We start from the raw sequence: 21,224 nt of genomic DNA, 5'->3' as shown, positions 1-21,224 counted from the left end.
TTAGATAGTTCCTTTATGCAGCTGGTGATCCTGGGTTCAGATACCTGCAGGGTAGAAGATTTTCGCCGTTTGCAGGAAAGGTTTGGCAGCCACCTGCGCATCCTTAACAGTTACGGCACTACGGAAACTACGATCGATGCATCTTACTACGAAGCTACTTTGAAAACCATTCCCGCATCTGGTCATGTACCCATTGGTAAGCCCATGCGCAACACGCAGTATTACATCCTGGATGCACAGCAGCAACTGTTGCCGGTAGGCATACTCGGGGAGCTGTACATAGGCGGCGCAGGCGTGGCCCGCGGTTACCTGAACCGGGAAACCCTAACGCAGGAACGTTTTATTATCATCAACAATAACCGTTTATACAAAACCGGTGATATGGCCTGCTGGCAGGCAGATGGGAACTTATTGTTCCTGGGCCGTAATGATCACCAGGTAAAACTGAGGGGTTATCGCATAGAGCTGGGTGAAATAGAAAGCGCTTTACAGGCACACACAGCCATTACACAGGCAGTAGTGCTGCTGCAGGACAATACGGAAGAAGACCGGCAGTTAGTGGCCTGGTTCACTGCCAGCGAAGCACTCACGGCCGCCGCTCTACGCTCTTTCCTGGAAACCCGTTTACCGGTGTACATGATTCCATCCTGTTTTGAGCAGCTGGATAGCTTCCCGCTGACAGTGAACGGAAAAATAGATTACAAAGCTTTACAGGCCGCTACACTTACTGCAACAGTCACTAATAATTATGTAGCGCCACGCAATGCACTGGAAACAAAGCTGGTGGCTATCTGGGAAGAAGTGTTGAACAGGGCGCCCATTGGTGTATTGGATAACTTCTTTGAGATAGGCGGGCATTCCTTAAAAGCCACCCGCGTGTTATCGCAGGTGCATAAAGTATTGCAGGCTAAAATAGATCTGCGTACCATCTTTGTACATCCTACCATTGAGAACCTGGCCACTGCTATTGCGCTTACCGGTAAAACAGCGTACCAGTCTATTGTACCGGTTCCGCGGCAAACGCATTACGCGCTATCGCCAGCGCAGAAACGCCTTTGGATAGCAGACCAGCTGGAAGAAGATACGCTGGCTTATCATATGCCGGAAGCCATTTTGCTGGAAGGTGCATTGAACATCCCTGCATTAAGAGCCGCCTTTACCGCGCTGGTGCAGCAGCATGAAATATTACGTACCCGTTTTATTATGGTGGACGGAGAACCACGCCAGCAGGTACAGGACCTTACCACTTGCGAACCGGATCTGCAGGTAACAGACTTGCGCAGCCAGCCGGATAATGAAATGAAAGTGCATGACCTGATGAAGCAGGAGCTGGCGCTTCCCTTTAACCTGGCGGCCGGTTCGCTGTTACGCATCCGCTTGTACCAGTTGCAGGATGAGCAACACATTTTCCTGTTAAACATGCATCACATTATTGCAGATGGCTGGTCAATGGAAGTGCTGGTAAAAGAAGTGTTTGAACGGTATGCTAACGGGAATGCATACATCAATAAGCCACTTCCCATACAGTATAAAGACTATGCAGGCTGGATCAATGAACAGCTCTCCGGTACAGCTATTCAGCAGCATGAACAATACTGGCTGCAGCAGTTCAGCGGCGAAGTACCAGTGCTGGATCTGCTCACAGATCATCCGCGCCCGGCTGTTAAAACCTCCAATGGCGATACCGTACCCTTTGTGCTGGATGGTGCTTTAACAGCAGGTTTATCTGAATTGGCATTACAGCAGGAAGCCAGCTTGTACATGGTATTAACCGCAGCAGTGAAAGCTATGTTATACCGCTACACCGGCCAGCAGGATCTTGTGATAGGCACACCGGCAGCCGGCAGGGATCATGCAGACCTGGTGAACCAGATCGGGTTATATGTGAATACGCTGGCACTCAGAACGCAGTTTGAAAGTGATGATAGTTTTGCCACCCTCCTGGGAAAAGTAAAACAAACCACGCTGGAAGCATATGATCACCAGCTGTATCCTTTTGAGCAGCTGGTAAAGGCTACACAGGTAAGCTACGACCGCAGCCGTTCTCCACTAACGGATGTATGGATCCAGTACATGGACAGCACCCTGCAGGAAAAACAAAATACTACCTGGAACGGGTTAAAGATCACGGACCTGAAGCTGGCAGACAAAGCCTGCAAGTTTGACCTGGCATTTGAATATATAAAAGCAGGGGAGCAGGTAAATGTGATCATCCGCTACAATACAGACCTGTTCAAAAGAGCTACTATTCACGAAATGCGCAACAACCTGCTGTTTTGCCTGCAACAGGTAACAGCTAATCAGCATATTCCTTTAGGGGAACTGCAGTTATTACCATCGGAACGGGAGACAACAACAGAAGATGAATTCATGGCAGCCATTATGAAATAAGTAATTCCTTAAAAATCTAACACATGAGAAAGTCTAAAAAACTAGGTATTATTGGCGGCATGGGGTCCAGGGCCTGTTCCCTGTTCTTCAACAAGGTCATTGATTACTGTCCCGCAGTAAAAGACCAGGATTTTATAGAAGTGATCATACACAATAATACGGCTATCCCTGACCGTACCCGCGCCATCCTGCACAATGAGCCATCACCGCTGAAAGAGATCGTACGCTCCATTCAGCTGCTGGACCAGAGTAATGTAGATCTAATGGTGCTCACCTGTAATACTTCCTATTACTATTATGATGAGTTTTCCAAATACGCAGTAGCTAAGATCCTGCACCCGGTTGAGCTGGTAAGGCAGCATGTACAGGAGAACAATTTCTCCAAAGTAGGGCTGCTGGCCACTAGCGGCACTATCAGCTCAGGGATCTATCACCGTGAATTTCATAAGCATGGATTGCCGGTGCTTACGCTGAATGAAGAAGAGCAGGAAGCGCTATTCATGCTATCTGTGTACATGGAGAATGGCCTTAAATCTTCCAATATCTCCAAACGCGCTATCCGCCTGATGCAGCGGGCAATGAACCGCCTGCTGGAAATGGGCGCGGATGCTATAATAGCCGGTTGCACAGAAGTGCCGCTGGCATTGAACCAGGATAATGTGCCGGTGCCTTTCATTGATCCTATGGATATACTGGCCAAAGCGGTGATCACAGAGTGTTATGAAAAACTAACGCCTGTAATACCGGTACCTGCCCTGATAGCCGTATAAGCATGCCTTAATCCTCAATCAGTCCGCCATGATACATATCGATTTTGAAAATAAAGCACAACAGTTCCCTTCCCGTATAGCCATAACCGAAGGAACACAAGAGATCACCTACCATGCGTTAAACACCGGCGCCGATAAGCTGGCCGGCACACTGCGCCGATTAGGCGTACAGCAGGATACTATTGTAGGCGTAATGCTGCCTTCCGGTATTAACCTGGTGCGTTCCTTGCTGGCTGTTTTTAAATCCGGCGGTATTTACCTGCCGGTAGATATCAATTTCGCCTGGAAACGCCTGCTGCAAATGTTCACCCAAACCGGTACGCAGGTGCTCATTATCCAGCTGGCTATGAAAGAGCAGGTGGAAAATCTGTTACAGCAGCTGGATCTTAAGATCCAATACCTGGTGCTGCTGGATGAAGCAGGGAATATTACCGTTAGCCAGCACTGGGGTAGCTTATCATCCCCCTTACCCACAGCAGCGCCGGAGGTCGCAGTTACAGCTAACGACAGCAACTATATTTTTTATACCTCCGGCTCTACCGGTGAAGCCAAAGCCATACTGGGCAAACATGAAAGCCTTGCACATTTCATCCGCTGGCAAATAAAAGAATTTGGGATAGATGAGCATTGCCGCGTAAGCCAGCTGATACAGTTCACCTTTGATGCATCTCTCCGCGATATTTTTGTACCCTTATGCAGTGGCGGCACTTTGTGTATACCGGGAGAGGATATTAAAAGCAATATTTCTAAACTGATAGACTGGATCAATGATGCGGGCATTACACTCATGCACTGCGTACCTTCATTGCTGCGCTTAATACTCAAAGAGCTGCAAACAGCACCTGCGGCCAGGCATTTCAACAAGCTGCAGCAGGTAATAATGGCCGGGGAATTATTATATGCAAAAGATGTTCACACTTTCCGCGCCGTAGCAGGTGATCATGTGGAGCTGGTGAATTTTTACGGCCCCTCTGAAACCACGCTCATTAAAAGCTTTCACCGCATCCGCGAAGTAGCGGAAGCGCCTTCACAACCCATACATGTAGGCAAGCCCATTGCAGATGCTGCACTTATTATTCTCAATAATAACGGGCAGTTATGCCGTATTGGTGAAACCGGGGAGGTGTATATCAAAACCCCTTTCATGACCAAAGGCTATTTTAAAAATGAAGCCTTAACAAGAACCGTGTTTGTTCAAAACCCGCTGATAAAAGACCGCACAGATATTATTTATAAAACCGGCGACCTGGGAAGATACCTGCACGACCGTAGTGTGGAAATACTGGGCCGCACGGATGAGCAGGTGAAGATAAACGGCATTCGTGTAGAGCTGAATGAAATAAAACAGGCCGTGCTGGAAATGAATGGTGTTTGTGAAACCCAGGTAATTACCTGGCAGAATAACGACCACCAGCATGAGCTGGTGTGTTATTATACCGGTACCGCCATCCCGGAAACCACGCTGCGCCGGCATTTAAAAGGACTGTTGAATGAGAGCCTGATACCCGGCTACTTTATACAGCTGGAAAAATTTCCGCTGAATGCCAATGGCAAGGTGGATAAAAAACAGCTGCCCCGCCCGGAAGCTATTGTGGTGGATGCTGCCAGCTATGAAGCAGTAACCAATATAACAGAACAGCAGCTGGAAAACATCTGGAAGGAGATCCTGGGTGTAGAGCAGATCGGGAGGAAAGTATCCTTTTTTCGTATAGGCGGCAATTCACTGAAAGTAACACAGCTTATATCCCGTATCTATAAAACATTTGCCGTGAACCTGCGCATCCGTGATGTGTTTGATCACCCCTGCATTGCTCAGCTGGCAGTACTGATCGCTAACAGTACCGCGGAAACAAAACCCGCTATTGTGCCACAACCGGTACAGGAACATTACCAGCTGTCTGACGGGCAGCGCCGGCTTTGGGTGCTGGACCAGTTCAATGAAGGCAAAACCGCCTATAACATGGCCAATGCCTTCCGCTTAAAAGGTAAGCTGGATAAGGATGCGCTGGAAAAAGCCTTTGCCGCGCTTATAAGCCGGCATGAAATATTACGTACTACTTTTATTACGATAGCAGAAACGCCCCGCCAGAAAGTGCAGGCAGCTGCCGCTTTCCGCTTTACCCTGCCAGTGATTGACTTGAGCAATACGCCTGATCCGGAACAGGAGCTGCAAACCCGCGTAACCAATGATACTGCTGTAGTATTTGACCTGGAAAATGGCCCGCTGCTGCAGGTAAAGCTTTACACACTGAACGCAGATGAACAGGTATTGGTGATTGTAATGCATCATATTATATCTGATGGCTGGTCCGTTGCTGTTTTCTTTGGGGAGCTGGTGAACCTGTACCAATCCTATACACAGGGCGCACGCGAAGCCCTGGCACCGCTGGTTATTCAATACAAAGATTATGTGAACTGGCAGCAGGAGCAGCTAAGTGGTAATAACCTGCAACAGCACCGTGATTACTGGCGCACACAATTTGCAGCCGGTGTTCCCAAGCTGGAGCTGTACCCTGATCTGCCAAGGCCCGCTGTAAAAACTTACAACGGCAGTTCCGTTAACTTACAGGTAGATGCTGCCTTACAGCAGGCGCTTACCACTTTAGGCCGGCAGCAGGACGCCAGCTTGTTCATGGTATTACTGGCCGCCTTACACGCTTTATTATACCGCTACGCTTACCAGGAAGATATGGTGATAGGCACGCCCATAGCCGGACGTAATTACGTGGAGCTGGAAGATCAATTAGGGTTTTACATCAATACGCTTGCACTTCGTACACAGTTTTCCGGTACAGGTACTTTCACAGAGCTCTTACAACAGGTACGCAAAACCGTGCTGGATGGTTTTGAGCACCAGGTATACCCATTTGACCGCCTGGTGAATGAGCTACAGCTGGAAAGGGATACCAACCGCTCGCCTTTGTTTGATGTAGTGCTGGTATTACAGAATGCAGGCATGGGGCAAGCTTACACTGCACCGGAAGGGTTAAGTGTATCGTCTTATCCTTTCAGCAGCAATACCACGAAATTTGATCTCATTTTTAATATCACGGAAACAACGGAAGGGCTGCAGCTGTTGCTGGAATATAATACAGACCTGTTCCGCGAAAGCAGGGTACAGCGCATGCTTGCGCATTATAAAAATGTGCTGGAAGGCATTGTACGGAATAGTAACATAGCCCTCACGGAAATGGATATACTTACCGCTAATGAAAAGCAGGCATTGTTATATACCTTCAATGATACAGTAGCACCATATGCAACCAACGGTACGCTTCATGGCCTATTGGAAACACAGGCTGCTTTAACGCCGCACAATATAGCCCTGCGGCTGGATGGCGTGGAAATGACCTATGCGGAATTGAACAGCAAAGCCAACCAGGTAGCGGCCTTTCTTATAGAAAAAGGAATACAAACCTCCGGCAATGTAGGCCTTATTACCGGCCGCGGTTTTAATATGATCATTGGCCTGTACGGCATCCTGAAAGCAGGTGCTGCTTATGTACCCATTGACCCCGCTTACCCGGCAGACCGGCAGTTATATATCATTGGCAACTCAGGCGTGTCGCTGGTATTAACAGACCAGGCAAATGCGGTGGCAGCGGATGCAGTAGATATAACAACCGTATTAAATGCTGCTTACCCGGATCATAACCCCGGCATAATAAAGAACAGCAAAGAGCTGGCATATACTATTTATACCTCCGGCTCCACCGGCCGCCCTAAGGGTGTGATGATTGCACACCATGCAGCAGTGAACCTGGTAGCCTGGGTAAACAAACGCTTTAGCGTGAATGAGCAGGACCGCCTGTTATTCATTACCTCCATGTGTTTTGACCTGTCTGTGTATGATATTTTCGGCATACTAGCCGTGGGTGGCACCGTAGTGATTGCACGGCAGGAGGAAGTAACCGACGTGGAAAAGCTGCGGCAGCTGATGCTGGAAGAGCGTATCACCTTCTGGGATTCTGTGCCTACCACTATGAATTACCTGGTAAATGAAATAGCGGAAACAGGTTTGCCATACCAGCAAAATGACCTGCGGGTGGTGTTCATGAGTGGCGACTGGATACCGGTGAACCTGCCGCAACGCATTAAACAATACTTCCCGCAAACGCAGGTGATAAGCCTGGGTGGTGCAACAGAAGGCACGGTATGGTCTAACTACTACCCGGTGGAAAAGGATATGTCGGCCCAGCTGAGCGTGCCTTATGGCAAACCGATCGACAATAATTTCTTTTACATACTGGACGAACATTTAAACCCCGTGCCGCAGGGCGTAGTAGGGGAGCTGTACATAGGCGGTGCAGGCGTAGCAGAAGGTTATGCCAATGATGCAGAGAAAACAGCCTACTCTTTTGTAGCAGATCCCTTTAATACGCAGCTGGGCGGCCGTATGTACCGTACCGGTGACCTGGGCCGTATGATGGAAGATTACAACATGGAGTTCATGGGCCGTAAGGACCACCAGGTGTAGATCCGTGGCTTCCGTGTAGAGCTGGGAGAGATCAAGAATGTATTGCTGCAGCATGCGGATATTAAAGAAACCGTGCTCATTGCAGAAACAGATGCAGGCGGCAATAAATACCTGGTGGCTTACCTGGTAGCACAGCGGTCGCTGGACCTGGCTGCAGTAAAGGAACACGCAGGCAAACATCTGCCGGATTATATGATACCGGGTTGTTTTGTTTGCCTGGATGCATTGCCCTTATCCTCCAATGGAAAAATTGACATGAAAGCCTTACCGGCGCCGGGTGAAGCTGCCTTTACCGGTGTGCAGTACCTGGCTCCGCGGAATGTTACAGAAGAAATGCTGGTAACCATCTGGCAGGAGGTATTAGGCAAACCGCGTATAGGCGTTAAAGATAATTTCTTTGAAACCGGCGGGCATTCCCTGAATGCAACCCGTGTTATATCCCGCGTAGCACAACAGTTAAACGTAAAGCTGGCCCTGCGCGACCTGTTCGTACATCCTACCATTGAGGCGCTGGCAGCGCTGGTAAGTAATACGGTAAACAATTATGCACAGGCCATTACAGCCGCTGCCGCACGGCAGTACTACCCGGTATCCCATGCGCAAAAACGTTTGTGGCTGCTGGAACAGGCCGCAGAAGGGCTTACTGCCTTTAATATTACCCGTGCATTAAAGATCAGTGGCTGGCTGGATACAGCAGCGCTTACCAAAGCATTTAACCACCTGCTGGAACGGCATGAAATATTACGCACCCGTTTTGCAGAGGTGCAGGGTGTGCCGGTGCAACAGGTGCAGGAACCGGTAACCACTGCTATCCCCGTAAAAGACCTGCGTACAGAAAACGACCGGGAACTACTGTTGAATATGTTACTGGCGGAAGCGGCTAACCATTCTTTTGACCTGGCTAATGAACAGCTGATCCAATGCACCCTGTTCCGTTTGGAAGACCGGCAGCATGTACTGCTCATTAACCTGCATCATATTATAACCGATGGCTGGTCGCTGGAAGTGCTTACCAAAGAATGGCTGGCATTGTACCATCATTACACCACCGGTGCGCCGCATAACCTGGCGCCGCTTACCTTACAGTATAAAGATTATGCAGTATGGCATAACCAGGAATTAAGCGGCAGCCGCGCTGCACAGCTGCAGGCTTACTGGTGGGAACAGTTTAATGAACTGCCGCCGGTGCTGGTTTTGCCCACCAAACAACGACCGGCTGTAAAAACCTATAATGGTAACGACCTTACGTTTGAAATAGACAGTACGCTTGTAAAAGCCCTGCAACCCATCATGCGCCAGTTTAACAGCAGCTTGTTCACCGGCTTATTAACGACCGTGAAAATATTGCTGTACCGGGTAACAGCGCAGGAAGATATCACCATTGGATCTGTACATGCCGGCAGGGAAGATGCGGCGCTGGAACAACAGGTAGGCCTGTACGCCAATACCCTGGCCCTCCGTACTTTATTACAGGGCAGCGATTCCTTTGTGCAGGTATTGGAAAAGGTACAGGAAACCATGCTGGGTGCTTATGAGCACCAGGCCTATCCCTTTGACCGCTTAGTGAGCGACCTGCAGCTGGGCAGGGATGAAAGCCGGCACCCGCTGTTTGAAGTGTATGCCGATCTGCTGAACATTGCCGTAGTAGATGTGCAACAAAACCAGCCGGATGCCCTGCAGATCACGGAGCTGGAAGCCGGCGGCGCTACCAGCAAATACGACCTTTCTTTCAGGTTTTATGATGCCGGTGAAACCATCACCACCATACTTGAATATAATACAGACCTTTTTGAAGCGCATACCATAACACAGATCCGGGATACTTTCCTGGAACTGCTGACAGTCCTGGTACGGCAACCGGAACAGCCAATTGCAGCCATCACCTTAGCAGATAGTAACAATGGCGGCACAGATCCAACAGCCCTGGAAGAAGCATTTGATTTCAGTTTTTGATGACCCTTAAAATCTAAACCAATGAACGCAATAGATAAAGTTCGTTTCCTGGACCCGGTTTACCAGCCCAGCCAGGAGTTCTGGAGCCGCCAGCTGGCAGCGGGTTATGGCGCGTTTAAATTCCGGCAGACCAATGCCAACACACCGGGAAACGACAGCCGGCAGGCCGTACAGCATTTTGAGCTGAGCGGTGAATTGTACAACAACCTGGTAGCGCGTGTAGGCGATAACGATACCGGTGCATTTGTGTACCTGCTGGCAGCCTTTGGCATCTTATTAAAAAAATACAGCGGCAGCAACCGGGTAACCATTGACAGCCCGCTATATACTCCCGGGTTTAAAGGCAAGGTACAGGCGCCGGTAACACCGCTGATCCTGGAACCTGCTAATGAACTATCCTTACGTGATTACCTGGCTGCTGTGAAACAAACCGTAAAGGAAAGTTATACGCATCAGAACTATCCCCTGGAACTGATCTATGAGCAAAAGGAAATGCGCAACAGCAATGTGCTCATTCACTGGGATACCATTCATATGCCGGTAACACAGTTTAACAACTACGACCTGGTGATCAGCATTAAACGCTCTGCCACCCTGCATATCAGCCTCCATTATAATACTACTGCTTTTGAAGCTGCTTTTATGCAGCGGCTGTCCTCACATATAACAAATGTGCTGGCCGGCTTTGAATCCATGGATACACTGCTGCAGGATGTGATGCTGCTTGACCTGGACGAGAAAATGAAACTGGTGCGCGACCTGAACCGCACCAATAAAGATTATGCTCTGTTAAAAACTTTCCAGGAGCTGTTTGAAGCGCAGGTAAGGAAAACGCCTTATGCCACTGCGCTGGTGTTTGAAGAAACGGAGCTTACGTATGTGGAGCTGAATGAAAAGGCTAACCAGCTTGCGCATTACCTGTTACAGCAATGCCAGGTAAAGCCGGATGATATTATTGGCGTACTGGCAGAACGTTCTGAAAGGCTGATCATTGCCATACTGGGCATACTCAAAGCAGGAGCAGCTTTCCTGCCTATTGATACCAGCACGCCTGCTAACCGCATCACACATATTTTACAGGATGCCAATGCCAAAGTATTACTCACGGAAAATAACCAGCTACAGTATCTGCAGGATTATACCGGTGCACGGGAGCTGCTGGATCTGTTGCTGCCATCGCTGAATGGTAAGACGGAAAACCCCGGTTTATCCAGCAAACCCTGTAACCTGGCATATGTAATTTATACCTCCGGTTCCACCGGTTTGCCCAAAGGCGTTATGCTGGGGCTGGACAACCTTTCCCATTACCTGTTATGGGCTAATGATTATTACTTTAACAACATACTGGGTAAAACCTTTGCGTTGTTTACCAACATATCTTTTGATCTGACCATTACCTGCATTTTTACCACCCTGCTCAGGGGCGATACTTTGTTTGTGTGTGGCAATAAGGATATCAGCGATATTCTGCTGGAACTGTTCAGCGGCGCAGCAGGTGTAAATACGGTAAAGCTCACACCCTCCCATATCAGCATGCTCAGTTACCTGCCGCTGGACAGCACGCCGGTGCAGTATGCGATAGTAGGCGGCGAAACGCTTACTGCTTTCCAGGTAAGCACCCTGCAGCGGCTGAATCCTGCTATGGACATCTATAACGAATACGGTCCTACGGAAATAACAGTAGGCTGTACGGTAAAACATGTAAAAAACATAGCTACGGACCTTAGCACCATTGGCAAACCCATTGCCAACACCCAGCTGTATATTATGGATGAAAACCTGGAACTAGTGCCCATGGGCATTACCGGGGAAATTTGTATAGGCGGGGCAGGGGTAGCTAAAGGCTACCGTGGCCGCCCGGAGCTTACCAGCGAAAAATTTGTGAAAGATCCTTTTGGTGCAGAAGATGGCCGCTTATACCGTACCGGCGACTTAGGCCGCTGGAATGAGGACGGTGAAGTAGAGTTCCTGGGCCGCCGGGATAACCAGGTAAAGATAAGAGGATACCGCATTGAGTTAGGTGAAATTGAAAATGCCCTCCTGCAATATGAAACAGTAAAAGAAGCGGTGGTGCTGGTGCATGAGCAGGAGAACGCCGTGAAAAGCCTGGTAGCCTATTGCACCGCCACTGCACAGTTATCCATACCTGCATTAAAAGAATTTTTGGCCACCCGCTTACCTGAATACATGATACCGGCGCATATCATGTACCTGGATAAATTCCCTGTTACCAATAACGGTAAGGTAGAACGCAGCGCCCTGCCTGTACCCGGAGCAGTCAATAACAACAAATGTTATGAAGCTGCCTGCAATGATTGCGAAGCCATATTAATAGCAGCATTCAGCAAAGTATTAGGTGTTAGCAATATTGGTGTGCAGGATGATTTTTTTGCATTAGGTGGAGATTCTATCAAAGCCATACAGATCACCTCTCACCTGTATGAAGCAGGCTACCGGCTGGAAGTAAGGCAGGTACTGCGTTACCCGGTTATTAAAAGACTGGCTGCACAGGTAACTCCTTTAAGCCAGCTGGCCAACCAGGGCGTAATTACCGGTGAGCTGCCCTTAACGCCTATCCAGCAACAGTTCTTTGCCTTTAATCGTAAAGCGTATGACCATTTCAATTTTGGATTATTGTTCTTTTCCAAAGAACGGCTGGAAGCCACAACAGCGGCGACCATTTTCCAGAAACTACAGGAACATCACGATGCATTAAGGATCACGTTCCGGTTAGAGAATGGCACCGTTGCGCAATACAACCACGGATTGGATCATCCCTTTTCTATAGAAGAATATGAGTATACGGAAGTAAAACAGCTGGAAAAGAAGCTGCGGGCCATGCAGGCGCAGATTAACCTGGGAGAAGGGCCGCTCCTAAAAATAGCCCTGTTCCACCTGCCGGATGGCGACCGCCTGGCAATGATCGTGCATCACCTGGTAACAGATGTAGTATCGCTGCGCATCCTGTTTGAAGATCTGGGCACTTTGTACCGGCAGCACCTGCAGGCGCAGCCTTTTAGCCTGCCCCGCAAAACAGATGCGTTCAAAGTATGGGCAGAAAAATTGCAGGTTTACGCCAACAGCGCAGCTTTCCTGCCGGAAAGAACCTACTGGCAAAAAATACTGGCCGTGAATACGCCCCTGCTGCAACCTGATTTTCCGCAGGGTAGTAACTTAATAAAAGACCGTGCTACCAAACAAATATCGCTGGAAGCGGATGTTACGCATTTATTGCTTACCGCTGTACATAACCGCTTTCATACAGAGATCAATGACCTGCTGTTAACTGCCCTGGCACTGGGCCTGCGGCAATCCTTCGGATGGGAGCAATGCCGTGTGCTGATGGAAGGTCATGGCCGTGAGGATATTTTAGACCAGGTGAATGTGAGCCGTACTGTGGGTTATTTTACCACCGTGTACCCGGTGATACTTACTGTTGCAGGCGATGATCTGAGCACCCTTATTAAGCGTAATAAAAAACGCTTGCATGCCATCCCAAATAAAGGCATTGGTTACGGCATCCTCAAATATTTAACAGCAGCGGAACACAAACAGGATCTGGATTTCAGCGCACCGGAACAAATTGCCTTCAACTACTTTGGGCAGTTTGACCAGGACATTGCGAACCTGCCCTTTGGTTTTGCAAAAGAAGACACCGGCCCTTTACAGGATACACGTGAGCAAAGGGAGTATGAGCTGTACATCACCGCCATGACGGAAGGCGGCCTGTTCACGCTCACCATAGATTACAGTGTGAAACGTTTTGCTGCCGATACTATACAGGGATTGCTGGAAAACTACCAGGCTGCATTAAACGGTATTATTGAACATTGCGCTGCACCTGTAACCGCATAATTGTTGACCTATAAAAACAAAAGAAATGCAAATTCTTCAGCTATTACGGAAACAATCAAAATACTTCCTGCTGTTTGTAGGAACGCTGGGCAGCGTAAACAGCATTGTGTACCTGGGCTTGCTGGCATTCATCAATAATGCAGTGAACGGCTCTTCCCTGTCTTTTGCAAAAGGTTATGACGGCTGGATCTTTGCCGGCTTAGTGCTGCTGTCGCTGGTGTGCACCAAAATATTCCAGACCTATATGGTAAAATTAACGCAGGAGCTGCTGCTGCATTACGAGCTGTCCATTTTACAGCAGCTGCGTTTTGCCACCTGGCAGGCATTTGAAAAGCTGGGCGCACAGCGTATTTACACAGCCATTGGCGATGTACGCATACTGGCTTATATACCGGAGGTGCTGGTAGCTGTTGTGAACTCCGCCGTGATCATCGTTTGTGCGTTAGCGTACCTTTTCTGGGTATCACCCCTGGGCGGCCTGGCAGTACTGGCCCTTACCGGCGCACTGCTTACCTTTTATATGTGGCGCAATAAGCGCATCGAAAAAGACCTGAACATAGTGCGGGATCTGCAGAACGATTATCACCAGTACCTGCGCGACCTGATCTACGGTTTTAAGGAAGTGAAAATGAGCACGGAAAGAAATGACCGCATCTATCATGATTACCTGAAAGAGAACCGCCTGAAAGGAAAAGAGCTGGGTTCCCGCAGCGCCGTAAAATACCTGGACAATGAGCTTACCGGCACTTATAGCTGGTACATAGCGCTGGGCGTAGGTATTTTCCTGTTGCCAAACCTGCTGCATCTGAGCCTGGCGCAAACAGTGCCTTTCATAGTGGTGATCCTGTACCTTATGGGTCCTTTGGCATCCCTGGTAAAGATCATTCCTTATTATACCAATGTAAAGATTGCGCTGGAACGCATTGACGGCATCCGTGCAGATATTGAAGCGGAAGTGACCGTAACGGATTCCTTCGGGGATGCGCCTGCCATTAAAGGGGAATTTGCGGAGATCCGTTTCCGTGAGGTAACCTTTGAGTATAAGGATGAAAAGCAGAACAAGGTGTTCCGTGTAGGCCCGGTGAACCTCACTTTTAACAGGGGAGAGGTGGTGTTTATTACTGGTGGTAATGGCAGCGGGAAAAGTACTTTCATTAACCTGCTAACCGGCTTGTACCAGCCCACCAGCGGCACTATTAGCCTGAATGGGCAGGTAATTCCGCTGGCAGCTTACCCGCATTACAGCAATCATATTTCTGCCATCTTCACCCATGCTTACCTGTTTAATGAGAATTATGATCAGTTTGATCTGAGCGCAGACAATAAAGAGCTGAGTAAGCTCATAGAAATGATGGAGCTCACCGCCGCCATACGCATCGGCAACGACCGCAACTTCATTGATAACAATTTGTCAAAAGGACAGCAGAAAAGGCTGGCCATGATCTACGCTATTATGGAGAACCGTGACATACTGGTGCTTGACGAATGGGCAGCAGAGCAGGACCCGCATTTCAGAGCCTACTTTTATAAACGCCTGATCCCGGAGCTAAAACGCAGGGGTAAAACCATCATCGCCGTAACGCATGATGATCATTACTTTGATTGTGCCGACCGTATGCTCAAATTCGATTATGGTAAGATCGTATCCGATACGATGATCACTCCTGAAAATGCCCATTTTTCCATTGATGTATGTAATAACTGAAAAGTATGAAAGTGAATATTTTTTGTTTGCCATTTGCAGGCGGTAGCCGTTACTCTTACCAGGGATATGAAAAGTATGCCAGCCCGCAGGTTAGTATTATACCGGTGGACCTGCCGGGCAGGGGCAGCCGTTTTGCCGATCCTTTGCTGGGTGATATATACGATATGGCCAACGATGTTTTTCAGCAGCTGCAGGACCGCCTGCATGAGCCTTATGCCTTGTACGGGCATAGCATGGGCGCCCTGCTCTGCTACCTGCTTACGAAACGCATTTTGCAGGAAGGATTGCCCGCGCCTTTGCACTTATTCCTCACCGGCCGCGCAGCGCCGTCTGTTGTAAAGCAGGACGCGGTTATTCATACTTTGCCCAAAGCCGCTTTCTTTGAAGCATTGGCCAAACTGGGGGGCTGCCCGGAAGAGCTGTTGAGGAACGAAGACCTCAAGGATTTCTTTGAGCCCATTATCCGTTCTGACCTGGGCGCATTGCATACTTACGAACATGAGGAAACCGCTCCTTTTGATATACCCGTGACTGTTATAACAGGCCTGCAGGAAAATATCGGCTTTGAAGATGCGCTGGCCTGGCAAAAGGAAAGCACAGTGCTGATAACCGTACGCAAATTTACCGGGGATCACTTTTTTATTTACGATCATGAAAGAGAGATCGTGCAGCTAATGGCCGGCCTGCTGACCGGTGCAAGGAAAAAACAGCATACCGCGGTGTATGCATAAAAATGATGAGTTATGGTAGTATTACAACAGGTGAAGAAAGCATATAAAACAGCCAACGGCCAGCTGCCCATCTTAAAGGGCATTGACCTGGAAGTGGCCACGGGTGAGTTTGTAGCCATTATGGGACAGTCGGGCTCCGGTAAATCCACGTTGCTGAATGTGCTGGGCATACTGGATGATTATGATACCGGCAAATATTACCTGGACGGCACACTGGTGAAACATCTTTCCCAGTCGCGGGCTGCCTGGTTCCGGAACCAGTACATTGGTTTTGTGTTCCAGTCATTTAACCTGTTGCCGTTTAAAAATGCAATGGAAAATGTAGCGCTGCCTTTATACTATCAGAAAGTAAACCGCCAAAAGCGGAATGAAATGGCGCTGGAGCTGCTGGACCGTGTGGGACTGAAGAACCGCGCAGATCACCTACCCACCGCCTTATCCGGTGGACAAAAACAACGAGTGGCCATAGCCCGCGCACTGGCAGGTAACCCCAAGATCATACTGGCAGATGAACCTACCGGCGCACTGGATTCCAATACTTCAGATGAAATTATGGAGGTGTTCAAAGAGCTGCATGAGCAGGGTATGACCATTATTATGGTTACCCATGAACAGGATGTTGCGGATAAGGCAGAACGCGTGATCCGTGTAAAAGATGGTTTGGTAACTGCTGACACAAATATTTTATATCATGTTTGACCTGGATAACTGGCAGGAGATCTGGAGCTCTGTCAAAAAACATAAACTAAGAACCTTGCTCACGGCCTTTGGCGTGTTCTGGGGCATTTTAATGCTGGTATTGTTGCTGGGCGCCGGTAAAGGCCTGCAGAACGGCGTGTACCAGATGTTTAGCAGCGCTGCGCGCAACAGCATTTACATTTGGCCGGAAATTACCCGCACCCCTTACAAAGGATTAGCGCAGGGCCGTAAGATCACGTTTGATAATGGCGACTACCAAGCCATTTTGCATAAGGTTCCCGATATTCAATACCTGGCGCCGGGACTGAACCCCAATGGAAAAATAAGCATGGTGTACCGGCAAAAAAGCATGGCGTTTACACTTAAAGGTGTGCACCCGGACCTGCAGCATATTAAGACCATGGCTTTTCCCAAAGGCCGTTTCCTGAATATCCTGGATCTGCAGCAGGAGCGCAAAGTAGCGGTGATAGGGGAGCGCATCCGGGAAGTGTTCTTTCCCAAACAGGATCCCATCGGGCAGTTCATTAACATACAGGGCGTGCCTTTTCGCGTGGTAGGCTGTTTTACCACAGAGGAATCGGCCAGCCATAAGGAAGATGCCGAAACGGTTTTCGTACCCCTGTTTACGTTACAGCACACATTTGACTATAAGGATAATATTTCCCTGTTCACTGTTTGCCCAAGGCCCAATGTACCGGCAGAAAAAGTGGAAGCGGCTATCCGGAGCCTGATGGCTGCCCGGCATACCATCCAGCCGCAGGATACAGAAGCCATGGGCTCTTTTAACTCCGAAAAAGAATTTAACAAGTATGTGAGCCTGTTTGCCGGCATCCGGCTGTTTATCTGGATCGTAGGCGCAGGCACCATCGTAGCCGGTATCATTGGCGTGAGCAACATTATGCTCATCATTGTAAAGGAACGTACCCGGGAGATAGGCGTGCGTAAAGCGTTAGGCGCTACGCCGGCGTCTATTATAAGCCTGATCATCATGGAATCCGTAGTTATTACCAGCGCTGCCGGTTATGTAGGACTGATCACCGGTATGGGCATTATTGCCGGTGTGCGCAACTTACTGGACAGCTCCGGTTTCAAAAGCGAATTTTTCAAAGACCCGCAAATAGATCTGCAGGTAGCACTTACCGCCGTAATAATACTGGTGGTAACCGGCGCCCTGGCCGGGCTGGTGCCTGCCGGCAATGCAGCCAGAATAAACCCGATTGAAGCACTTAAAACTGAGTAGACATGAAAACGAGAAAGAAAAGCGTATTACTGCTAACAGCAGCGCGTGTAACCCTGGTGCTCTTAAAAATAATAGCCGGTTACAGAACTATAAAAATATGGCAGAACCTGGGCATGTATGCCACAGCAGCCGCTGGTTTGGCTTTGCTGGTAATAGTACCCGGCTGTTTATCGCAGCGTTCCGGCAAAGTAAAAACCGTGTATAACACTGACACTGCTTTTGTGACCGACATCGTGCAGAAAGCAGTGGCCACCGGTACGGTAGCGCCCCGCAAACAGATCGAGGTAAAAGCACAGGTATCCGGTATTATAGAAAAGGTATACGTAACAGCCGGCCAGCCCGTGAAAGCCGGTCAGCTGCTGGCTAAGATCCGCCTTACACCGGACGCGGTGAACCTGAGCAAAGCGGAAAGCGAGCTGCAGAAAGCCCGCATTTCCTACACCAACGCCAAAATAGAAAAAGAACGTTTTGAGCAGCTGTTCAAGGAAAAGGTAGTAGCGGAAAAAGAATACCATGAGTACCTGCTGAATTTCAATAAGGCCGATGCCGACCTTCGGGAAGCGCAGAACACCCTGCAGCTGGTAAAAGTAGGCGCCTCTGCACAATCCGGCATTGCCGCTAATGAAGTACGCTCTACCGTGAATGGCATATTGCTGGATGTACCTGCCAAGGAAGGGAACTTTGTAATAGAACGTAACACCTTCAATGAAGGCACTACCGTTGCCACCATTGCAGATATGAACGACATGATCTTTACCGGCAAAGTGGAAGAAGCCGACGTAAACCGCTTAAAAACCGGGATGGACCTGGCCATTACCGTACGAGCCACCGAAGAAAGGACCTATCACGCCCAGCTGGAATTTATTTCGCCCAACGGGGTAAAGGAGGAGGGCGCCACCACTTTTGAGGTGCGGGCTGCCATTAAGCTGGACAGCACCCAGTTCCTGCGGGCAGGGTACAGCGCCACGGCAGACATTGTGCTGGAAAAACTGAATAATGTGCTGGCCGTGCGGGAAAGCGTGGTACGGTTTGAGAAGGAAAAACCTTATGTGGAGGTAGAAGTGCAGCCCCAGACCTTTGAAAAGAGGTATGTACAGCTGGGTTTGTCGGACGAGATCAATATCCAGGTGCTGGGCGGGTTAAAGGCCACGGATAGGCTAAAGGCGGTTTTTTAGAGGAGAAAATATATTTTGTTGGCTATTTTTTAAAAAATTTATACATTTGCCCTCCCAATTCGCGTAATGCCCGATAGTATAACGGTAGTACGACAGACTCTGACTCTGTTTGTCTTGGTTCGAATCCAGGTCGGGCAACAAAGGAACTGGACAAGTGCGATAGATCGCTACTTGTCCAGTTTTTATTTTAGAAGAAACCCTTCATCAGGCATATATATTAGCTGGGCACTTCATTTTTATCTATACATTCTTCCTTTTATATTCTAAAAATCTGAGGCGTCTAATTCTTTATCTGCTCCGATTTCCCGCGCATCCTTCAAACGATTTGTTTGTACATCAATCAAGAGAGGATTTTTTCGTCAATTATTGAAGATTATTGATTAGCTGGGGATGAAGCCGAAGGTTTTTTTTCGGAGGAGTTTGAGCGTGCTTAAACTTAAATTATAAAGAATGTGTTGGCTTTCATTAAGCGTTAATTGAAAAGATATTCCCATATTCTCCTTATCTTAGGGAATCCTCTTTTAACAGTTGTTAGGCTGCAAATTCTTCTTATTTGTAGTTGATGACATAGATTCCAATTAATCAGATCATTCCAAAGAAAGGCGAACTGTCAATATTAGGAGCGGTTGGAAAAGTCGCCTCGTTTTACAAGTAAAATAGATGTTATAATTATATTTAATGATTATGTGATGTGACACACTTTACAATATAAGACACGGTATTAAGATATTAACACAGAAAGAAACGACTTATGGCAACCAAGATAATTTTTTTTAATCATAAAGGAGGTGTAAGTAAAACTACAACCACATATAATATAGGCTGGATGCTTGCAAATAAGGGACATAGAGTTCTTCTTGTTGATGCGGATCCCCAATGTAATTTATCTGGATTGATACTAGGGGATGAGTTTGAGCAATATTACATTGAAGATGGGACGAAAGATCAAAATATTAAGGATGGTGTGAAAGTTGCGTTTGAAGGAAAACCTGAACCAATACGAGCAATTGAATGTTATCGCAACCCACATAACCGAAATCTTTATTTACTTCCCGGGCATGCAAATCTTAGTGAGTACGATGCAGCATTAAGCTTTGCGCAGAACTCGAATAATGCAATTACCACTCTTCAGAATTTACCTGGTGCTTTTAATGAGTTAATTAGATTAACAGGAGATAAATATGGAGTTGAATACGTATTGATCGATTTAAACCCTGGATTAAGCGCAATAAATCAAAACTTTTTTGTTTTAAGTGATGCATTTATCATTCCAACAAACCCTGATCCGTTTTCAATAATGGCTTTAGATACATTAAGGAAAATATTGCCACGATGGGTTGAATGGGCTGATCGTATGAGACCAATATTTGCAGATTCCTCATATCCTATGTCTGAGTCTAAACCTAAATTTATAGGTTCTGTTATCCAAAGATTTAATATAAGGAAAGGCCGTGCGGCTAGGCCTTATAGAGATAATATTGCGGAAATAAGAAGAACTATTAGGGACGGATTTGTACCAGAGATTTCAAAGTACAGGATGATGTTCACTCCTGAAAATTACAGGTTAGCACAAATATCTGATGATTATTGCCTAGCTGAAATTTCTGATTTTCAAGGATTGTTACCAAAAGCGTATAACGCTGGAGTACCAATATTTCAATTAACCGAGGAACAGATAGGGGAAACAGGGCCTGTCTTGGAAGGTATGATTCGAAATAGAGATGCTTTCTATGGCGTTTTTGAAGCAATATCAGAAAAAATAATAGCATTACAGCCTTATGCGGAACTCGCTTAACCAGTTTAATGAAAACATGCGGTACGTAAAAGAGCTAGGCATGTTACATGCTCATCTAAAGAATGATTTAAAACTTCCCAATGATTTGTCAGATTTATTGCGTGCACAATGGGTTTACGCAGTAAGCGCATTAGACAAGTTGATACATGAATTTGTTAGAATAGGAATGATAGAGACATTTAATGGTAGCAGAAATAAGACGAGTAAATTTAATAGTTTTCCGGTTTCAATGAGTACATTAATCAATATTCAAAGTTCAAGTGTGCCACCATCGCATTACTGGTTTGAGCAAGAGATTATTCAGCGTCATAAACAGCTTTCATTTCAAGATCCTGAAAAAATAGCGGATGCTTTAATGTATAATCCGGACTAAACTGAACCACTAATTCCGGATCAAAGTGAACCAGTTATTCCAGACCAAAGTGAACCACCC

General features: G+C 47.6%; 12 protein-coding genes and 1 tRNA gene. All 13 read left to right on the top strand.

Translation table 11 applies throughout. The features are described from left to right. Window positions 1-2,391, top strand: a 2,391-nt coding sequence (locus KVT36_RS30790; protein ID WP_217607264.1) for a condensation domain-containing protein, incomplete at its 5' end; no start/stop codon positions are given. Window positions 2,392-2,414: 23 nt separating this feature from the next. Beyond that, on the top strand, window positions 2,415-3,161 hold the full coding sequence (locus KVT36_RS30785) for an aspartate/glutamate racemase family protein (RefSeq protein ID WP_217607263.1): 747 nt from the start codon (window positions 2,415-2,417) through the stop codon (window positions 3,159-3,161). Window positions 3,162-3,189: 28 nt separating this feature from the next. Next, window positions 3,190-7,638, top strand: coding sequence for a non-ribosomal peptide synthetase (locus KVT36_RS30780; RefSeq protein ID WP_217607262.1), 4,449 nt, complete (start codon window positions 3,190-3,192; stop codon window positions 7,636-7,638). Next, window positions 7,639-9,591 (top strand): condensation domain-containing protein, encoded by a 1,953-nt coding sequence (locus KVT36_RS30775; protein WP_368670058.1) that lies wholly within the window; start codon window positions 7,639-7,641, stop codon window positions 9,589-9,591. Between the two features lie 21 nt (window positions 9,592-9,612). After that, complete coding sequence (locus KVT36_RS30770) at window positions 9,613-13,446, top strand: non-ribosomal peptide synthetase (RefSeq protein WP_217607260.1); 3,834 nt, start codon at window positions 9,613-9,615, stop codon at window positions 13,444-13,446. A 25-nt stretch (window positions 13,447-13,471) separates the two neighbouring features. Further along, a complete protein-coding gene (locus KVT36_RS30765; protein ID WP_217607259.1) occupies window positions 13,472-15,151 on the top strand; it encodes a cyclic peptide export ABC transporter in 1,680 nt (559 codons plus the stop codon). Window positions 15,152-15,156: 5 nt separating this feature from the next. Next, complete coding sequence (locus tag KVT36_RS30760) at window positions 15,157-15,882, top strand: thioesterase II family protein (RefSeq protein WP_217607258.1); 726 nt, start codon at window positions 15,157-15,159, stop codon at window positions 15,880-15,882. 12 nt (window positions 15,883-15,894) lie between these two features. Next, window positions 15,895-16,581, top strand: coding sequence for an ABC transporter ATP-binding protein (locus KVT36_RS30755; protein ID WP_217607257.1), 687 nt, complete (start codon window positions 15,895-15,897; stop codon window positions 16,579-16,581). After that, a complete protein-coding gene (locus KVT36_RS30750; RefSeq protein ID WP_217607256.1) occupies window positions 16,574-17,821 on the top strand; it encodes an ABC transporter permease in 1,248 nt (415 codons plus the stop codon). Before KVT36_RS30755 ends, KVT36_RS30750 begins: the two co-directional genes overlap by 8 nt. Before the next feature lie 2 nt (window positions 17,822-17,823). Next, window positions 17,824-18,996 carry an efflux RND transporter periplasmic adaptor subunit gene (locus tag KVT36_RS30745; RefSeq protein WP_217607255.1) on the top strand — a complete coding sequence of 391 codons (1,173 nt, stop codon included), beginning with the start codon at window positions 17,824-17,826 and terminating at the stop codon, window positions 18,994-18,996. A 67-nt stretch (window positions 18,997-19,063) separates the two neighbouring features. Then, a tRNA-Gln gene (locus KVT36_RS30740) sits at window positions 19,064-19,134 on the top strand. 613 nt (window positions 19,135-19,747) lie between these two features. Further along, complete coding sequence (locus KVT36_RS30735; protein WP_217607254.1) at window positions 19,748-20,791, top strand: ParA family protein; 1,044 nt, start codon at window positions 19,748-19,750, stop codon at window positions 20,789-20,791. Window positions 20,792-20,831: 40 nt separating this feature from the next. Continuing rightward, a complete protein-coding gene (locus KVT36_RS30730; protein ID WP_217607253.1) occupies window positions 20,832-21,164 on the top strand; it encodes a hypothetical protein in 333 nt (110 codons plus the stop codon). The last annotated feature ends 60 nt before the right edge of the window (window positions 21,165-21,224 follow it).

The organism is Chitinophaga sp. GbtcB8 (assembly GCF_019091455.1).
Classification (GTDB): Bacteria; Bacteroidota; Bacteroidia; order Chitinophagales; family Chitinophagaceae; genus Chitinophaga.
The sequence above is the reverse complement of the archived record's forward strand: the minus strand, read 5'-3'. Positions and strand labels throughout refer to the sequence as shown.